Genomic DNA, 16,059 nt, shown 5'->3' on the forward strand with positions numbered 1-16,059 from the left:
ATTAAAGTGTTTTTTGCCAATTCCACGCATCCAATAAGGATTGCTCCAAGCTAATCTGTGCTTCCCAACCTAGAAGGTCTCTTGATTTCGTAGCATCCGCATAGACAGCTTCAACATCACCACCTCTTCTATCTCCAACGGTATAATTGAGTTTTTGTCCTGTAGATTTTTCGAATGCACTGATTAACTCTAATACTGTGTTACCATTGCCTGTGCCAATATTTACGGCTTCACAAGTACCTTCGTTCTTGTTGATCAAAAACTCTAAGGCCTTGATGTGTGCCTTAGCCAAATCCGTTACATGAATAAAATCTCTGACACAACTGCCATCTTTGGTGTTGTAATCACTGCCAAATACAGTTAAACTCTCCCTTATACCTGCGGCCGTTTGAGTAATAAATGGAACGAGATTGCTAGGAACTCCTAAAGGCAATTCACCAATCAATGATGTTTTATGAGCACCAATGGGGTTGAAGTATCGAAGAAGAATCGATTTGTAGTTCTCATCTGCTTTTGATAAATCTTGAATGATTTTCTCACAAATGATTTTGGTCGTCCCGTAAGGTGATTCAGCACTCTTTATTTGAGCTGCTTCATCTACCGGAAGTTGATCGGGAGTTCCGTATACCGTACATGAAGAGGAGAATACCAGATTAGAACAACTGTGTTTTTGCGAAACTTCTAAAATGGCGGTTAAGCCTCCTACATTATTTTCGTAATACTTTAGAGGCTCTTTGACAGACTCTCCTACCGCTTTGAAAGCAGCGAAATGAATAATGCCATTTATTTTTTGTTCATTGAAAATTTTATCAAGCAATTCCTTGTCTCTGCAATCGCCTTCGTAGAATACAATGGACTGTCCTACAATTTTTTCAATTCGATCCTTAATCCAAGGTTCTGAGTTGTTTAGGTTGTCTATTATGATTGGCTTAAAACCAGAATTTATTAGTTCTACACAAGTGTGAGAACCAATAAATCCAAGTCCCCCAGTTACAAGGATATTATTCATAGTTATTTGTTCACAGTTGCTCGACCGATACTATAGTATGTATAACCTAGTTCGGCCATAGTTTCAGTGTTGTAAAGGTTTCTGCCATCAAAGATTAATTTGCTTTTCAATGTGCCGTCTAATTTAGAAAAGTCAGGAGTTCGAAACACTGGCCATTCCGTCATAATGAGTAGTGCATCTGCTCCTTGGGCAGCATCATATTCATCTTTGCAGAATTCTATCTGATCGTCCAACAATTCTTTAACATTTTCCATAGCCTCAGGGTCGTAGGTTTTAATCTTGGCACCTGCAGCTAAAAGCTCTTTGATGTTTAGCAATGAAGGGGCTTCTCTGATATCATCAGTATACGGCTTGAATGCGAGTCCCCATACAGCGAAAGTTTTGCCAGATAAGTCTCCGTTGTAATGTGTATTGATGCGATCAATCAATTTCATTTTTTGAGCCTCATTTTTATTCATGACTGCTCTAAGAATCTCGAAGTCATAGTTAACCTCATTTGCAGATTTTGCCAAAGCTTGCACATCTTTTGGGAAGCAGCTTCCACCATATCCTATTCCTGCAAATAAGAATCTTTTACCAATCCTTGAATCTGTACCAACTCCTTTTCTCACAGCATCTACATCTGCTCCAACCAATTCGCACATGTTTGCGATTTCGTTCATGAAAGTAATTTTGGTGGCTAAGAATGAATTAGCAGCATATTTGGTCAATTCAGCAGATTTTTCATCCATGACGATGATTGGATTGCCTTGTCGAACGAGTGGTGCATATAGGTCATCCATGATTTTCTTAGCACGTTCAGAAGACGTACCTATTACCACTCTATCGGGTTTCATGAAATCATCTAGAGCTACACCTTCGCGAAGAAACTCAGGGTTCGAAACAACGTCAAAATCGACTTTTGCTCCTTTTTTGATATTTGCAGTTACTTTTTCAGCAGTGCCTACAGGCACTGTGCTTTTATCGACTATGACAGTATAGTCTTCCAACAGTGGACCAAGATTGTCAGCTACACCTAATATGTACTTAAGATCTGCGGAGCCATCTTCTCCTGGAGGTGTTGGTAGAGCTAAGAATATGATTTTAGCGTCTTTTATTCCTTCTGCTAAGTTTGTAGTAAACTCAAGTCTTCCTTGTTTGATGTTTCTTTCAAATAATAAATCAAGGCCTGGTTCATAGATAGGCATGATTTTATTCTTTAGTTTTTCAACTTTATTCTCATCAATATCTATGCAGGTTACATGATTTCCTGTTTCAGCAAAACAAGTTCCTGTAACCAATCCTACGTATCCGGTTCCTACAACTGCAATTTTCATATTCTAAGTCAATTTTTAAAGGCGCAAAAATAAAGCGAAAGGTTTAATATTTGGAACCAATCTTACATTAATAAGTAATTTTTATAGATAGCTATTCTGGTGTCGTCTGACTTAACTTTTAGAATCTTTTTCCGCGGTTAAGAAACAATATTTAATTCTGAGAGTATAATTGGCGAAAATGTTTTTTAATATTGCTGTTAACAATTGATAACCAACAAGATAAGATGAATAAAATTAGCGAAAATACGCCGGATTTGGTTGCTGAAAACTGCCAAATGATAAAGGACATGGTAAATGATTTCTGTGAAAAGGAAATCAGGCCAAATTTCATGAAGTGGGATGAGAGTCAAGAATTCCCAATTCCCCTGTTTAAGAAATTAGGTGAGCTAGGACTGATGGGTGTTCTTGTTCCTCAAGAATATGGAGGATCTGGTTTTGGCTATCATGAGTACGTGACTGTAGTTTCTGAGATTGCAAAAGTTTGCGGTTCGATAGGTTTGTCGGTAGCAGCGCATAACTCACTGTGTACTGGGCATATTATGCAATTTGGTAATGAAGAGCAGAAAAAGCGGTGGTTGCCAAAATTGGCTAGTGCAGAATGGATAGGTGCCTGGGGTTTGACTGAACCAAATACTGGTTCAGATGCTGGAAATATGAAAACTACTGCTGTAAAAGATGGTGATCATTGGATAATTAATGGAACGAAGAACTTTATTACACATGGTATTTCTGGAGATGTTGCAGTGGTAATGACTAGAACTGGAGAGCCAGGTGATTCGCATGGTATGACAGCATTCGTAGTGGAAAGAGGAACGCCAGGATTCTCTGGAGGGAAGAAAGAAGACAAACTTGGAATGCGAGCATCTGAAACTGCAGAAATGATTTTTGATGATTGTCGAGTACCAGCTGAGAACTTACTCGGTGAAGTAGGAGAGGGATTTGTACAAGCTTTGAAAATATTGGATGGTGGTAGAATTTCGATTGCTGCTTTAGGACTTGGCATTGCTCAAGGAGCACTAGATGCTGCAGTGGCTTATTCGCAAGAAAGGCAACAATTCAATCAGTCAATTTCTAAATTCCAAGGCATCTCCTTTAAAATAGCTGATATGGCTACACAAGTCATGGCTTCCAGGTTATTGATCAAAGAGGCTGCCGAGCTGAAGAATCAGGGCAAGAGTGTAAATCGAGAATCTGCCATGGCCAAATTACATTCGTCGGAAACTGCCGTAAGCGTGTCGAATGATGCAGTGCAAATATTTGGCGGTTATGGCTATGTAAAAGACTTTCCAGTAGAGAAATTCTACAGAGATTCGAAGCTTTGCACTATTGGAGAAGGAACGTCAGAAATACAAAAGCTGGTTATATCAAGGACGCTTTTCGATAAGTAGAGCAAATAAATTAAGATAATTATAGAATCGGGTTGTGAATTAATGACAAGTGTCATAAATTTGCAGCCCGTTTAAAAATAGAAGATAATGTTGATTATTAACGTAAAAGAAAACGAATCAGTAGATAGAGCTTTGAAGAGATTCAAAAAGAAGTTTGAAAAAACTGGTGTTTTGAAGCAATTGAGAGCTAGAACAGCTTTTAAAAAACCTTCTGTTGCTAGAAGAGAAGAGTTGATTAAAGCGGCCTACAAGCAAAAAATGTACGCCAAAGAAAACTACTAAGATCAGTAGTTTTTGTGCTTGGTTTTTTATAAGTTAGTATAGCCTTCAATCAAGGTTATACTAATGATAAAACCATTCCTCAAATACCTCCTACAAGAAAAGAGATACAGTTCACACACTGTACAAGCCTATGAGACTGATCTCCTTCAGTTTCAAGATTATCTGGAATGTATTGATTTAGAGTTGACCCTTGAAGAAGCAGGCCACAAAATGCTTCGTGCCTGGGTGGTTTCATTAATTGAGGCTGATATTAATCCGCGCTCGGTGAATCGCAAAATTGCTTCCTTAAGATCTTTTTATAAATTCCTACTCAAGCGAGAGGTGATCTCGGAAAACCCGGCAACCAAGCTGCGACCTCTCAAAACAGCAAAGGCCCTTCCTGAATTTGTCTTGAAAGATGAAATGGATGTCCTATTGGATCGGGTTGAGTTTTCAGATGACTTTGAAGGGACTCGTGATAAATTAATTATCGAATTGCTGTATGGCACAGGAATTCGTTTGTCCGAATTAATACATCTGAAAGACCAGGACGTCGATCATTTCAATCAAAGCATTAAGGTTTTAGGTAAAAGAAATAAGGAGAGAATTATTCCTTTGACTTTGGGTAACATTCGACTCATCGAGGCGTATGCAAAAGTAAAGGAACAGGTCGTAGCAACAGATGATTGGTTGCTCACTACCGACAAAGGAAAAAAGTGCTACCCAATGATGGTGTATAGAATCGTACAGAAGTATTTGGGATACATTTCAAAAGTGTATAAAAAAAGCCCACATGTGTTGCGGCATACCTATGCGACACACTTATTAAACAACGGTGCAGATCTAAATGCAGTCAAAGATTTACTGGGACATTCCAGTTTGGCGGCTACTCAGGTCTATACGCACAATTCTTTGGACAAACTGAAGTCAGTATTTGATCAGGCACATCCAAAGGCTTAAATTATTTTCTAACATTAAATATTAATCTTATGAAGTTACAGTTTCATTCCCTTCATTTTGACGTAGATCAAAAATTGGTTGATTTCATTCAAAAGAAAGTTGACAAATTAGAGACGTTTTATGATAGGATCATTGACGGAGAGGTTATCTTAAAGGTCGAAAAAGACGGCGCAAGAGAAAACAAGATAGTAGAGATTAAATTGAATATACCTGGTGGACAGGTTTTTTCTAAAGAGCAAGCAAAGTCATTCGAAGCTGGAACTGATGAGGCGGTAGAAGCCCTAAGAAGGCAACTAAAAAAGAAAAAAGAAAAAATGATGGCTCACTAATTGGGTCAATGTTAAATATATAACCCTGATGGTGTCCATCAGGTTTTTTTTGTGGCCAATTTCTAGTTTACTCTACTATATTTGACACATGCAAAATCAGTATCTAGAGGTTCTGGAATTGAGCCCGGGAGCTTCTAAAGCTCAGATCAAATCGGCTTATCGGCGATTGTCGAAAGTATATCATCCTGATGTGAGCAAGGATGAAAATGCTAGAGAGAAGTTTATAGAAATCAACGAGGCCTACAAGTTTCTAACGGATGTTGGTCCACGACCGTCCACCATTCAATCCAGTGCTCCCGCTTATGATTACGATGTACAAGATCACGCGTATGACGATTGGAGAAGAAGAGCAAAGGCCTATGCAAGGAAGAAGGCTAGAGAAGCTGAATTGCGACAAATCGAATTAATAAAATACTCTCTTCAAGGAATAAACGTGTTTGTTGCGTTTGTTGCTATTTTTAACATATTACTCATAATAGATAGTCAGGTTCAGCCAGAGAAATTTTCTGAATATGAATTTGTGGAAAAGGAAATTAGGTTTAAACGAGAAAGATATACGGACGTCATCTTTTCGAATCATACTTTTAGATTAATGACCGGTGGCATATCAGTCCCAAGAGGTTATCAAGGAGTGAATATCTTTGCCACACCCATCTTGAATGTTCCGGTTAAACTGGAAGTAATTGGGAAAGACTGTCTTACTGTCCATATTCCTGAGTACAATGTTTTGATACATTTCCGGCCTTTGATTTTGGCTTTGATGTTACTTGTATTCCTGTATCAATTTGCCTCACAAACTATGGATACGAAATTGACATTTGGTATTTTCGTCATATTTATTGAATGCTTTCAGCTGTATTTATATTTTAAACTTTAGTAAATGAAACTGGCCACAAGAATAGTGGCCAGTAAACTCAAATAACCATTTTATTTCGTTATCCTACATAGGATAACTGATGTTGGATTGTACTTCTACTATTTGTGCTGTATGTCTTTCCGTGTGCGCGCTGAGCAGAATGGTCCATTGATACGCAGACAGCTTGTCTCCTAATGGGCTCGGCCAGTAGTAAGTATTCAAATCTACATCCGTGTTCTTTACGAAATCCATGGTCGCTTGTCTCGCAGCCTTATATTCTGTCATAAACTGCACCGGTGTTTTCAATGCGCCAGTAGGTTCGAATCTCTCGTTTGTTTTTCTTCTTTTGCCTTCCCCTCTATCTTTTAGTCCTGCAATAATTTCTTCATTTGAAATTAATTTAGTCTCATCTACTTGACGGTTTGCTTCATCTGTAATGATTTTGTTCTGAATCATTACGAGTATGTTTCGTTCTGCAATCAGCATGTGCTCGCAGATGTCAGCGATAGACCAGGATTCTGGATCGGGTTTATAGTTCCATTGTGCCTGAGACAGATTCTCGACAGCACTAAATGCCAGCGACATAGAGGTGTCCAGATAGTTAATCGTGTACTTGATTTCTTTTTTTGATAATGACCGATTTGATCCTGCGCTGGTGAGTACCAAAGCAAGCATCATAAGTGAAATTGTTTTCATAGTAATTAAATTTTGGTTTCTGTCCATAGTTACGGCCGATGCTAGTGGATGGCAGAACAATTGTCAATTACTAAAATGAATGGTAGGTGATTTTGGAATGAATGGTCTTACTGAGTCATCCATTTTTTGAAATCAACACTCCGGTAACGACTGATCATGGCTGCCGCTGGAATCTCAGGAGCTGAGGGGGATAATCTGATTTGAAGTTTCTGGTTTACCTCCTTCATCACCGTATCAATGGCGTGCAGTTTGATGAGATATTGTCGATTGATTTGAAAGAAGGATTCAAGATTATAGGTGTTTTTCACTTCATTGAATGAGTTGAATTGCGTGAGGATCTTACCTCCGTCATTGGTAATCAGGTAGACCATGCCTGAGTGGGAAAATAAATAAGCGATATCTGCCTCTTCAATCAACTGCGTCTTTCTTCCATTCACTATTTGCCATACTTGCTTGGCTGGTGATGCTTCCACAGATGTGTGATATAAGTAAATGTCTCTTGTGATAAAGTACAAGGTTTCCATCAAGATGATCAATTCAGCAATGAAGAGAGAGGAAAGAAATCGTGTCGCTGGCGTTACTACCCCAAAGACAAAATAGTTGATACTGTAGATCAATAATCCAAAAACCACGGCGGTTAATATTCCAGAAATTAAAAGTTGGTAGAAAATGGACCGGCTACTGAAGTTTTCCTTTGCGTACCTCTTTTTCATCGTTCCATAACAAATGAAATTGGTCTCACAGCAGATCGCACAAATAACCAGGACAAAAGAAAAGGTAAGAATAGGAAATTGGTACTCAGGATCAAAAGGTAACTTTTTGTAGGCAACCAGGTGAGTCAATATCATAGCCAATACGGGTAAAATCATGTAACGGAGCACACGAGTGTTGGTATGATAGAGTTTGGCAAGCATGTCTATGGCTTACGCAAAATATTAATCCAAGGTTGAAAGTCATTTCCTTTCATTTTGCAGAACTAATATTTTAAAAGTTCGTATATTACCTCTGCAAAGTAAAATTATATATAATGAAACGAAGTACAATCGGTGAATTTGAAGAAATGGTCTTGCTCATGGTTTTGATCTTACAGGACGAAGCCTATATGATCAGCCTTCAGAACCAGCTATTGGAACAAGCCAATCGATCCATAACCATGGGCGCATTGCACACCACGCTTTCTAGACTAGAGAAGAAAGGATTTCTCACTTCCGAAATGGGAGAACCAACCAAAGAAAGAGGGGGGAGAAGGAAACGAATCTACCAGGTAACAGCAGCCGGCAAAACTGAGCTAAGTACTATCAAAGAGATGCGCAAATCCCTATGGGATCAGGTGCCACAATTTGCCTTACAATTTGGTTGATGCCAACTGAAAACCATCATATACCTGGTTGGGCGCTGTGGCTCGTTCATCGACTTTGTAGAGAAGGACTGCATGAAGAGATCGAAGGCAATTTGATAGAATATAGGGAAAGACTCAATCCTAACACTTTAAAATCTAAGTGGCAATTTTTCTATCAAGTGTTGACCTATTTGCGACCGTCCACCATGAAATCAATAAGTCAAAACTCAAAATTTTATATCATGTTCAACTTTAATATCGTGCAGACCATAAGGGGACTTTGGATGCACCGTTCTACTACCATACTCAATATTAGTGGCTATGCCATAGGCATGTTGTGCGTTTTTGTTTTGTTTTTCTACATCAAAGGCGAATTGGCTCATGACAATTTTCATAAAAATAAAGATGAAATATATCGCGTAATTCGTCTGAGTGAAATGAACGGAGAGAACTACAAGATAGGGGTTACTTCTGGCCCTTACGCACCGCATTTGGCATTGGATTTTCCAGTAGATGTTCAAAGTACGCTGAGAATATATTCCACAGAGGCACTGTTTGAATATGAAGACAAAACTTTTAAAGAGGACAAGCTTTTATTTGCTGATCCAAATTTTTTCGAATTCTTCTCTTTTCCACTGTCAGTAGGGGATCCCGCTACGGTATTAAATGAGCCAAATGCTATTGTGCTTTCCAAAGCAGCAGCTCAGAAATATTTCGGAAACGAAAACCCATTGGGTAAAACTCTGATCTTAGATAAAGAAGAACCATTTGTGGTTAGTGGTGTGATGGATGAATGGCCGGCTGATTCACATTTAGACTTTGATTTTATGGGGTCGATGAAGTACATCGAAGATTTCAGTTTTATGAAAGGCTGGTGGAATAATGGACTGTTTACCTATGTGCGAGTAGAAACGCCTTTGATTGCTGAGGGACTTAACAAAAAATTTCCTCAGTTTATGGATAAGTATTTTGGAAAGGACTTCGAAAGGTCAGGAAAGCGAATTGATATTGAGCTGGAATCACTCAACGATATTTATTTTGATCAGGTCAGATACGACTGGGCCAAACATGGTAACAAGGATGCGGTGATCTTACTGGCAGGAGTGGCCTTGGCCATATTGTTCATTGCCTGTTTCAATTATCTGAATCTCGCTGTTGCTTTAACATTTAGAAGAGCCAAGGAGATAGGCATGAGAAAGGTGTTGGGTGGCAATAAGATGAGACTGGTGTTGCAATTTCTTGGTGAATCTACGCTGGTTTGTTTGGTGGCTATTCTCTTGGCGATTGGGATGACCGAGGTGGTGTTACCTACATTCAATCGTATGTTCGATCTTTCAGTTGTCACTTCCTGGTTGGATCCATTGGTTATTGTTTTTTTTGTAGGGTTGCTTGTCGTTACTGTGTTACTTTCTGGTCTATATCCGGCAATTCTACTATCAAATTTGAAGCCGCTGGAGGTTTTCAAAGGACAGACACATCTCAGAAAAAACAACTTATGGTTGAGAAAGGGGCTGGTCATTGCGCAGTTTTCTATCTCCATTTTCATGATCATTTCCACACTCATCATCAAAGAGCAACTGGATTATGTGAATAATAAAAGTCTTGGTTTTGACAGAGAGGCCATTGTGATGGTTGATTTTGATAACGAAGAAATTAGAGACAACAGGGAGGCCTTTAAAACCAGATTACTTCAGAGCTCAAAGATCAAGTCAGCCACTTCCATGTCTGGTGAGCCAGGAGGGTACCACGACGGAACAACCGTTGACTTTTTAGGTGATGTGGAGGATATAAGAATGCGTACCGCCTTTGTGGATGAAAACTATTTGAGCGTGTTTAATATTGAATTAGCGATAGGCCGAGATTTTTCAAAAGAATACAGACTCAATGACGCACACGCTGCTTTGGTCAATCAAAAAGCACTTCAGGATTTAGGGCTTTCGTTGGACGAAGCCATAGGGACTAAGTTTAGGATACCCATGTGGGATACTTTGGAGCATGTGGTAGTGGGTGTTACGGAAGACTATCATTTCAACTCTTTGCGGAACAAAATGGAGCCATTGATGATCGTGCCTGGGCACTACCATCGTAGAATGGGCATCAAGCTTGACCCTAATCAGATCTTTGATGGGCTCAGAGAGGTTGAGGAGATTTATGCTGAGTTGGTGCCAAATTACCCTATCTCGTATGAGTTTATGGACGACTCTTTGGAGCAGCTCTATGCGGAGGAAAGGCAGCAAAGTCGAATCTTTCAGATGTTTTCAGGCGTTTCTATTTTTCTCGCTTGTTTGGGCATTTTTGGGCTGGTATCTTTTGTGGTCGAAAGGAGAAGAAAAGAATTTGGCATTAGGAAAGCACTGGGAGCCAGTGTGGTTTCCTTGCTTCAAATTATATCCAGAGAGTTTGTTTTGATGATAGCCGTGGCGAGTCTGATTTCAATTCCTTTGGCTTGGTATGCTATTCAGTTGTGGCTCGAGAATTTTGCCTATCGAATAGAGTTGATCAATTCTTGGGAAATATTTCTAATCGGAGCATTGCTGTCCTTGATTTTGGCCCTGATTACCATATTTATAAGATCCTTGCGCAGTGCCAATGCCAACCCTACAGAAAGTTTGAGGTATGAATAATTGATCTAATAAAATCATACGCTTGGCTTTTCGTTAATGAAGTAATAGATATATTTATTCTATGAAAAAATTAATCTACCTGCTCACTATGGGCAGTTTTCTTGTTATGCTTGGCGCATTTGTATCAGAAGAACCTTTAAATGACGGACCCTATGTTTTTGAAAAGGGTAAGAAGCTACTGGTCCGGTGGGTCGAAGATAGTGTGGCGAATAAAAGAATGATCTCATCGAAAAATTATTCTAAATTCAAAAGCAAGGACGAAAAGTATTTTAATCCCAAGTATCTATTCTCAGGTTATACTAATAAGGACACTAAGACTTTTGATTTTCAAGGTGTGAAGAAAATTGCGGCACTGAGTGACGTACATGGACAGTACGACCTGTTTATTAAAATTCTTCGAAATAATGGCATCATAGATGCTCAGAATCAATGGGCTTATGGCGATGGTCATTTTGTGATTGTCGGAGATATATTTGATAGAGGAGACAAAGTACAAGAATGCTTGTGGTTTGTCTATCAGTTGGAACAGCAAGCTGCTGCTGCCGGCGGCAAAGTTCATTACCTGCTAGGTAACCATGAAGTGATGGTTTTGACTGGGGACTTGAGGTATATTCATGACAAGTATCGTCAGACAGAACAATTATTTCAGATGCCTTATTGGCAAATATTTGGACCAGAATCTGAGCTTGGCAAATGGTTGCGGACTAAGCCTGTTACCTTGCGTATCAATGACGTTCAGTTTGTGCATGGGGGATTAGCACCTTCATTAGCTGCGAGTAAGTTTTCAGTTGAAGCTATTAATCGAATTTTTACAGATCAAATCATTGATGCTGTTCCTGAAGACTCGATATATAATGACCCAAAAATTAAATTATTGGATGGCTCTCAAGGGCCAATTTGGTACAGAGGATATTTCAAGGATGCAAACTTTACAGAGTCTCAATTGGATATGGTATTGAATTACTATGAGGTCAAAAGAGTAGTGGTCGGTCATACTTCTCAGGAAGAAGTAAAGTCTTTGTTTAATGACAAAGTCATTGTAGTTGATTCTAGCATAAAGCTCGGAGAATCGGGAGAAATCCTTTTCCTTGAGAAGGACCAACTATCGGTAGGTGATATGATGGGGAAGAAGCGAAAGCTTTAAATCATTCTTTCTCGGGATACCAGTTGATCAAGCGAACTTCTGTCTCGTCAGAACTTACATTGATTGTTCGTTTGAAAGATTCCACATCACTAAACCCACCTTTTCCACGATAGTGAAATGGATAGACCACCTTTGGCTTGAAATCTAATACGGCATCCGCTGCGGCATCTACAGTCATGGTGTAGGGTAGGTTCATGCAAATGAAGGCGATGTCAATATTCTTAAGAGCCCTCATTTCGGCAATATCTTCCGTATCTCCGGAAATGTAAATTCGTTTGCCCCCAATGGTCAATAAATATCCATTGCCTCTGCCTTTTGGATGCCTGGAAGTAGAATCTTCAGGCAAGTTGTACATTGGTATGGCCAGGATGTCAACACCTTGAATGGAAGTAGTTTCTCCATTGGCTAGGACCGTTAGATTAGTGAATGCTGGAGTCAGTTGATCTACTACCGCCTGAGGCGCAAGGATTTGAGTGGATTGAGCTTCTAATTCATTCAAAGTTTCCAAATTCATGTGGTCACCATGTATGTCTGTGATCAAGATTAAATTAGCCTCTGGAACGCCTTCAAATGCCTTTTTTCCACCATATGGATCTAGGTAGATCGTGAGCTCTTGGTATTGGATGGCCATAGTCGAATGAAGTACAGGATAGATTTTTATTTCTCCATCTTTAGCAGAAATGATTTCTGGATTTGGGCTTTGCCTGGTGGCTAATAGGCTACTAAGAATGAAACTGAAGAGGCAGATGATCGTTCGCATATAAAGTTGAATTACGGTTTGATTTCAATTTAATATTTTTTCTAAGTACACCGACTATGACTATCGAACAACTCACACAAAAATTTCAAGAAATCTATGACGGAAGCCCGTGGCACGGGGCGTCATTGATGACTTTGCTCTCAAGTATTCCAGCGGAGCATTTTACTAAGATCGTGACTCCGGGCAAAAAATCCATGGCCCATTTGCTGGAACATATGCTGGCTTGGCGCCAATTGGCTATAGAGGTACTCAAAGGAAATAAAGAATATGATGTACCGATAAATAGTGATAAGGATTGGCCAATACCAAAACCTGTAGGAGATGCCAAAGTCCATTATTTGTCCAAGCTATCCGAGTCTCAAGAATCTCTGTTGTCGTTGCTGAAGACTAAAAATGATGATTGGCTTCAAGAGCAAACGCCCAACAGGTCCTATAATAATGCCTATTTGATCCAGGGTATAGTGGAGCATGATTTGTACCATTCTGGTCAGATCGGAATTTTCAATTCACTACTCAAGGACTAAAACAGCTCCATCTGATTATCATCTTTGATTCTCCTGAACAGGGTCAGGTCGAAAGGATGCTTTTCCAAGCCTAGTTTGTACTTGCGTCTGGCCAAGGCTACCATCTGATGAATCTGATTCGACAGTTCGCCTTCTCCACGCATCCGCGTCTTGAATCGGCTGTCCTTGAGTGAGCCGCCATGCAATTCTTTGATTTGGTTCAACACCTTTTCAGATCTATCTGGAAAGTTTTTCTCTATCCAATCGGTGAAAATCTCTGGAATAATCCCATTGAGTCGGATAATGGTGTAAGCCAAGTCCGTGGCGCCATTTTCTGATACTTTTTCGGCCAGCTTCATGATCTCCATACTGTTGATAGATGGGATGATGGGTGCCATCATGACCATCGTAGGAATGCCAGCTTCAGATAGACTTCTAATGGCATTCAGTCGAACACCGACTGCACTAGTTCTAGGTTCCAGCAAACTTCTGATTTTGTCTTTCAGCGAAGTGAGAGATATCACCACTTTGACTAGTTTCATTTTAGCCATTTCGCTCAGTATATCTATGTCACGGGTGACCATCGCGTTTTTGGTTATCACGCCAATAGGATGTCGATATTTCAGACAAATTTCCAGAATCGATCTGGTGATTTTCAGCTTTCGCTCTATGGGCTGGTAGCAGTCCGTATTGCCTGACAACATGATGGGCACTGGCTTCCAGGATTTGGATTTAAGTTTCTCTTTGAGCAATTCGGCGGCATTAGCTTTTATTAGGATTTTGGATTCGAAATCGGTGCCTGCGCTATAGCCCCAGTATTGGTGTGAATTGCGCGCATAACAATAGATGCAACCATGTTCGCATCCTTGGTAGGGATTGAGAGAATACGAAAAACCAATATCAGGACTGTCTACTTTGTTGACAATTGTTTTGGGATGAACTGTGATGTATTCCGTTTTAGGTTTTCGCTCCTTTTCGCCAGCTTGATGTAAGTGTTGCAAAAAGGATAAATCTTTTTCGTAGCTGTGTTCTAAAAAGCGATTGTCAGGGTTGATCTGAGCTCCCCTGCCTTTAATGTAATCCATGAAATTGATGTGTTTTACTTTCCCGCAATGAGTCTACTAAATTACTAAAATAATTAGTAATTATATTGTAAAGTGTCATCAAAAAAGAAATCAACCTATAAGTCAAACCCGGCAGTGTCTAGGGTATCTGCTGCTGCGGGGTATATATGTTCCCTCGACAAACCTGCCAGTCGCCCCCGAATAAAGGAACGATGAATACTTCCACGGTGGATTGTATCTTCATGATTCATCAAAACATAAGTTCAAAGTTCTTGACGGCAAGATCCAAAGCAAGGGTAAGAAGCAATTAGAATTTCCTTTTGACGGCCGATCAAAATTTATCATATTGCTCCATTAAAATTTTAAAGAATGGCAGGATACAGTCTCATCACGCACAAGGGAAAAGAAATACTATATGTCGATTATCAAGACATGACTAAAGAGGAAATACTACAAGTAATGGATGATGCCACGGACTATGCATTGGAGCTCAACAGACCACTCCTTCGTCTATCCAATATGACGGGTGTTTTTGGAGTGAAGGATGTAGTAGATAAAGCCAAAGAGAGTGGAAAAAAGACCAGTCATCTAACCATAAAAAGGGCTGTGGTCGGTATCACTGGAGCTAAAAAAGTGCTATTCAATGGTTTCAATAGAGTGTCAGGAAATAATTCCAAAGCCTTTGATTCGGTAGAAGATGCTAAGGATTGGTTGGTGATTTAGATGACAAAGAGTAATATTAAAGCGACTCATTCTCCGTTATTCCTTGCAGAAATGATTTTCAACTGGAACAAAAAGCGTAACTGCTGACTTCACATTTGTTCCTTTGTGATTATTTCTAAAATACATAAGGTTCATTCAGCAGTCACCGTCAGGTTTTTGGTTTTTATCAATATGCTTTATTGATTCAAATGTTGATCAGGATTTGACGTGATTTAATTTTTTACTCCTTAGTTGTTCGGCTACTTTTGATTTATGAAACCTTTTTTATCCGTTTGTTTTTTTCTGATCTTGCTTCATTTATCAATGACCTTGTTTGCTCAAGGAGAAAAAGATAATTCCAAACCGACCAATGTATATTCCCAAGTAGACAATTATTTTGAATATGCTACTGGCCCAGGGTATCATACCTATGGGTATAATCCACGACTCAGTTATACACCCAATGAAGATAATTTGATTTTGGTGGACTTGCCTTTCAAATATCATTCGGTTTCCCAGAAGTTTGGGTTGTCTGATGTAAGGGTTCGTTATTTTAATATTCCCTATCGAGATTATAGTAAGACCTTTGGGTCGTTTGGGGTGTCTTTGGATGTTACGGCTCCAGTGGGTAATTATGATCATCAATTGGGTTCGAGTTCATGGCGATTATCACCGGGGCTTACTTGTGGGATAATGGCGGATAAAACAGGCACCCTATCATTTTTTCCAACCCTATCATACACCTATACCACCAAACCAACGGCTGAAAATGTACCGGAGGAATTGAATGAGGCTGATCATGGCGCAAATTTTCAGGTGTTGGCTTCCTATGTGATCAATGATGATGCATTTTTCTTGCTTACTCCGATCTGGGATATGAAAGACGTGGATGATGCACGAGAAGATGAGTTTATTTTAGAAGCAGAGTTGGTCTTCGATATCTTCAGAGACAAGTTCCAATGCGGAGTGTTTTACAGAGGTGCTTTTCAGAGTAAACTTTATGCTTATAGCTTGAATTTTACTCTCTTTCTATAAACAATCACAGCGAATCTCTAAAGTAGAGGTGAATTAACTGAATTCTTGTGTTAGTTTTGGAGGCTATACAATT

The 16,059-nt window shown here is 39.5% G+C and carries 17 protein-coding genes; 11 read left to right on the forward strand and 6 right to left on the reverse strand.

The features are described from left to right. Position 1: 1 nt before the first annotated feature. Both galE and ACOQO5_RS16165 read right to left on the reverse strand, forming a co-directional pair. Positions 2 to 1,009 carry a UDP-glucose 4-epimerase GalE gene (gene galE, locus ACOQO5_RS16160; RefSeq protein ID WP_420582727.1) on the reverse strand — a complete coding sequence of 336 codons (1,008 nt, stop codon included), beginning with the start codon at positions 1,007 to 1,009 and terminating at the stop codon, positions 2 to 4. 2 nt (positions 1,010 to 1,011) lie between these two features. Then, the gene (locus ACOQO5_RS16165) at positions 1,012 to 2,325 is read right to left on the reverse strand and encodes a UDP-glucose dehydrogenase family protein (RefSeq protein WP_420582728.1); all 1,314 of its coding nucleotides are present in this window, start codon (positions 2,323 to 2,325) and stop codon (positions 1,012 to 1,014) included. A gap of 224 nt (positions 2,326 to 2,549) precedes the next feature. On the opposite strand from ACOQO5_RS16165, the gene ACOQO5_RS16170 reads away from it, so the two are divergent. The 5 genes from ACOQO5_RS16170 to ACOQO5_RS16190 all read left to right on the forward strand — a co-directional run bounded on the left by ACOQO5_RS16170 (position 2,550) and on the right by ACOQO5_RS16190 (position 6,140). Beyond that, positions 2,550 to 3,713 carry an acyl-CoA dehydrogenase gene (locus ACOQO5_RS16170; protein WP_420582729.1) on the forward strand — a complete coding sequence of 388 codons (1,164 nt, stop codon included), beginning with the start codon at positions 2,550 to 2,552 and terminating at the stop codon, positions 3,711 to 3,713. An 87-nt stretch (positions 3,714 to 3,800) separates the two neighbouring features. Then, entirely contained in the window at positions 3,801 to 3,995 is a 195-nt protein-coding gene (rpsU, locus tag ACOQO5_RS16175) for a 30S ribosomal protein S21 (RefSeq protein WP_318170303.1), read from the forward strand. A gap of 63 nt (positions 3,996 to 4,058) precedes the next feature. After that, complete coding sequence (locus ACOQO5_RS16180) at positions 4,059 to 4,934, forward strand: tyrosine-type recombinase/integrase (RefSeq protein WP_420582730.1); 876 nt, start codon at positions 4,059 to 4,061, stop codon at positions 4,932 to 4,934. A gap of 29 nt (positions 4,935 to 4,963) precedes the next feature. Further along, positions 4,964 to 5,263 (forward strand): ribosome hibernation-promoting factor, HPF/YfiA family, encoded by a 300-nt coding sequence (gene hpf, locus ACOQO5_RS16185; RefSeq protein WP_420582731.1) that lies wholly within the window; start codon positions 4,964 to 4,966, stop codon positions 5,261 to 5,263. An 88-nt stretch (positions 5,264 to 5,351) separates the two neighbouring features. Then, on the forward strand, positions 5,352 to 6,140 hold the full coding sequence (locus tag ACOQO5_RS16190) for a J domain-containing protein (protein ID WP_420582732.1): 789 nt from the start codon (positions 5,352 to 5,354) through the stop codon (positions 6,138 to 6,140). Between the two features lie 63 nt (positions 6,141 to 6,203). Here ACOQO5_RS16190 and ACOQO5_RS16195 read toward each other — a convergent pair whose 3' ends face one another. Continuing rightward, a complete protein-coding gene (locus ACOQO5_RS16195; RefSeq protein ID WP_420582733.1) occupies positions 6,204 to 6,815 on the reverse strand; it encodes a DinB family protein in 612 nt (203 codons plus the stop codon). Positions 6,816 to 6,922: 107 nt separating this feature from the next. Beyond that, positions 6,923 to 7,729 carry a LytTR family DNA-binding domain-containing protein gene (locus ACOQO5_RS16200; protein ID WP_420582734.1) on the reverse strand — a complete coding sequence of 269 codons (807 nt, stop codon included), beginning with the start codon at positions 7,727 to 7,729 and terminating at the stop codon, positions 6,923 to 6,925. Positions 7,730 to 7,842: 113 nt separating this feature from the next. Here ACOQO5_RS16200 and ACOQO5_RS16205 point away from each other — a divergent pair, with 113 nt between their 5' ends. From ACOQO5_RS16205 to ACOQO5_RS16215, 3 genes are all read left to right on the forward strand, one after another. Then, a complete protein-coding gene (locus ACOQO5_RS16205) occupies positions 7,843 to 8,175 on the forward strand; it encodes a PadR family transcriptional regulator (protein WP_420582735.1) in 333 nt (110 codons plus the stop codon). Then, on the forward strand, positions 8,175 to 10,778 hold the full coding sequence (locus tag ACOQO5_RS16210; protein ID WP_420582736.1) for an ABC transporter permease: 2,604 nt from the start codon (positions 8,175 to 8,177) through the stop codon (positions 10,776 to 10,778). The genes ACOQO5_RS16205 and ACOQO5_RS16210 overlap by 1 nt, the downstream gene beginning before the upstream one ends. Positions 10,779 to 10,839: 61 nt before the next feature. Beyond that, a complete protein-coding gene (locus tag ACOQO5_RS16215; protein WP_420582737.1) occupies positions 10,840 to 11,922 on the forward strand; it encodes a metallophosphoesterase in 1,083 nt (360 codons plus the stop codon). A gap of 1 nt (position 11,923) precedes the next feature. Here ACOQO5_RS16215 and ACOQO5_RS16220 read toward each other — a convergent pair whose 3' ends face one another. Next, on the reverse strand, positions 11,924 to 12,682 hold the full coding sequence (locus ACOQO5_RS16220; RefSeq protein WP_420582738.1) for an MBL fold metallo-hydrolase: 759 nt from the start codon (positions 12,680 to 12,682) through the stop codon (positions 11,924 to 11,926). 56 nt (positions 12,683 to 12,738) lie between these two features. On the opposite strand from ACOQO5_RS16220, the gene ACOQO5_RS16225 reads away from it, so the two are divergent. Further along, on the forward strand, positions 12,739 to 13,206 hold the full coding sequence (locus tag ACOQO5_RS16225; RefSeq protein WP_420582739.1) for a DinB family protein: 468 nt from the start codon (positions 12,739 to 12,741) through the stop codon (positions 13,204 to 13,206). Here the strand turns inward: ACOQO5_RS16225 and ACOQO5_RS16230 are convergent. Continuing rightward, entirely contained in the window at positions 13,203 to 14,270 is a 1,068-nt protein-coding gene (locus tag ACOQO5_RS16230; protein WP_420582740.1) for a PA0069 family radical SAM protein, read from the reverse strand. The genes ACOQO5_RS16225 and ACOQO5_RS16230 overlap by 4 nt on opposite strands. A 348-nt stretch (positions 14,271 to 14,618) precedes the next feature. Here ACOQO5_RS16230 and ACOQO5_RS16235 point away from each other — a divergent pair, with 348 nt between their 5' ends. Beyond that, complete coding sequence (locus ACOQO5_RS16235; RefSeq protein WP_420582741.1) at positions 14,619 to 14,972, forward strand: hypothetical protein; 354 nt, start codon at positions 14,619 to 14,621, stop codon at positions 14,970 to 14,972. A 252-nt stretch (positions 14,973 to 15,224) separates the two neighbouring features. Next, on the forward strand, positions 15,225 to 15,986 hold the full coding sequence (locus ACOQO5_RS16240; protein WP_420582742.1) for a hypothetical protein: 762 nt from the start codon (positions 15,225 to 15,227) through the stop codon (positions 15,984 to 15,986). Positions 15,987 to 16,059 lie beyond the last annotated feature (73 nt).

Source organism: Reichenbachiella sp. (genome assembly GCF_965223055.1).
Classification (GTDB): Bacteria; Bacteroidota; Bacteroidia; order Cytophagales; family Cyclobacteriaceae; genus Reichenbachiella.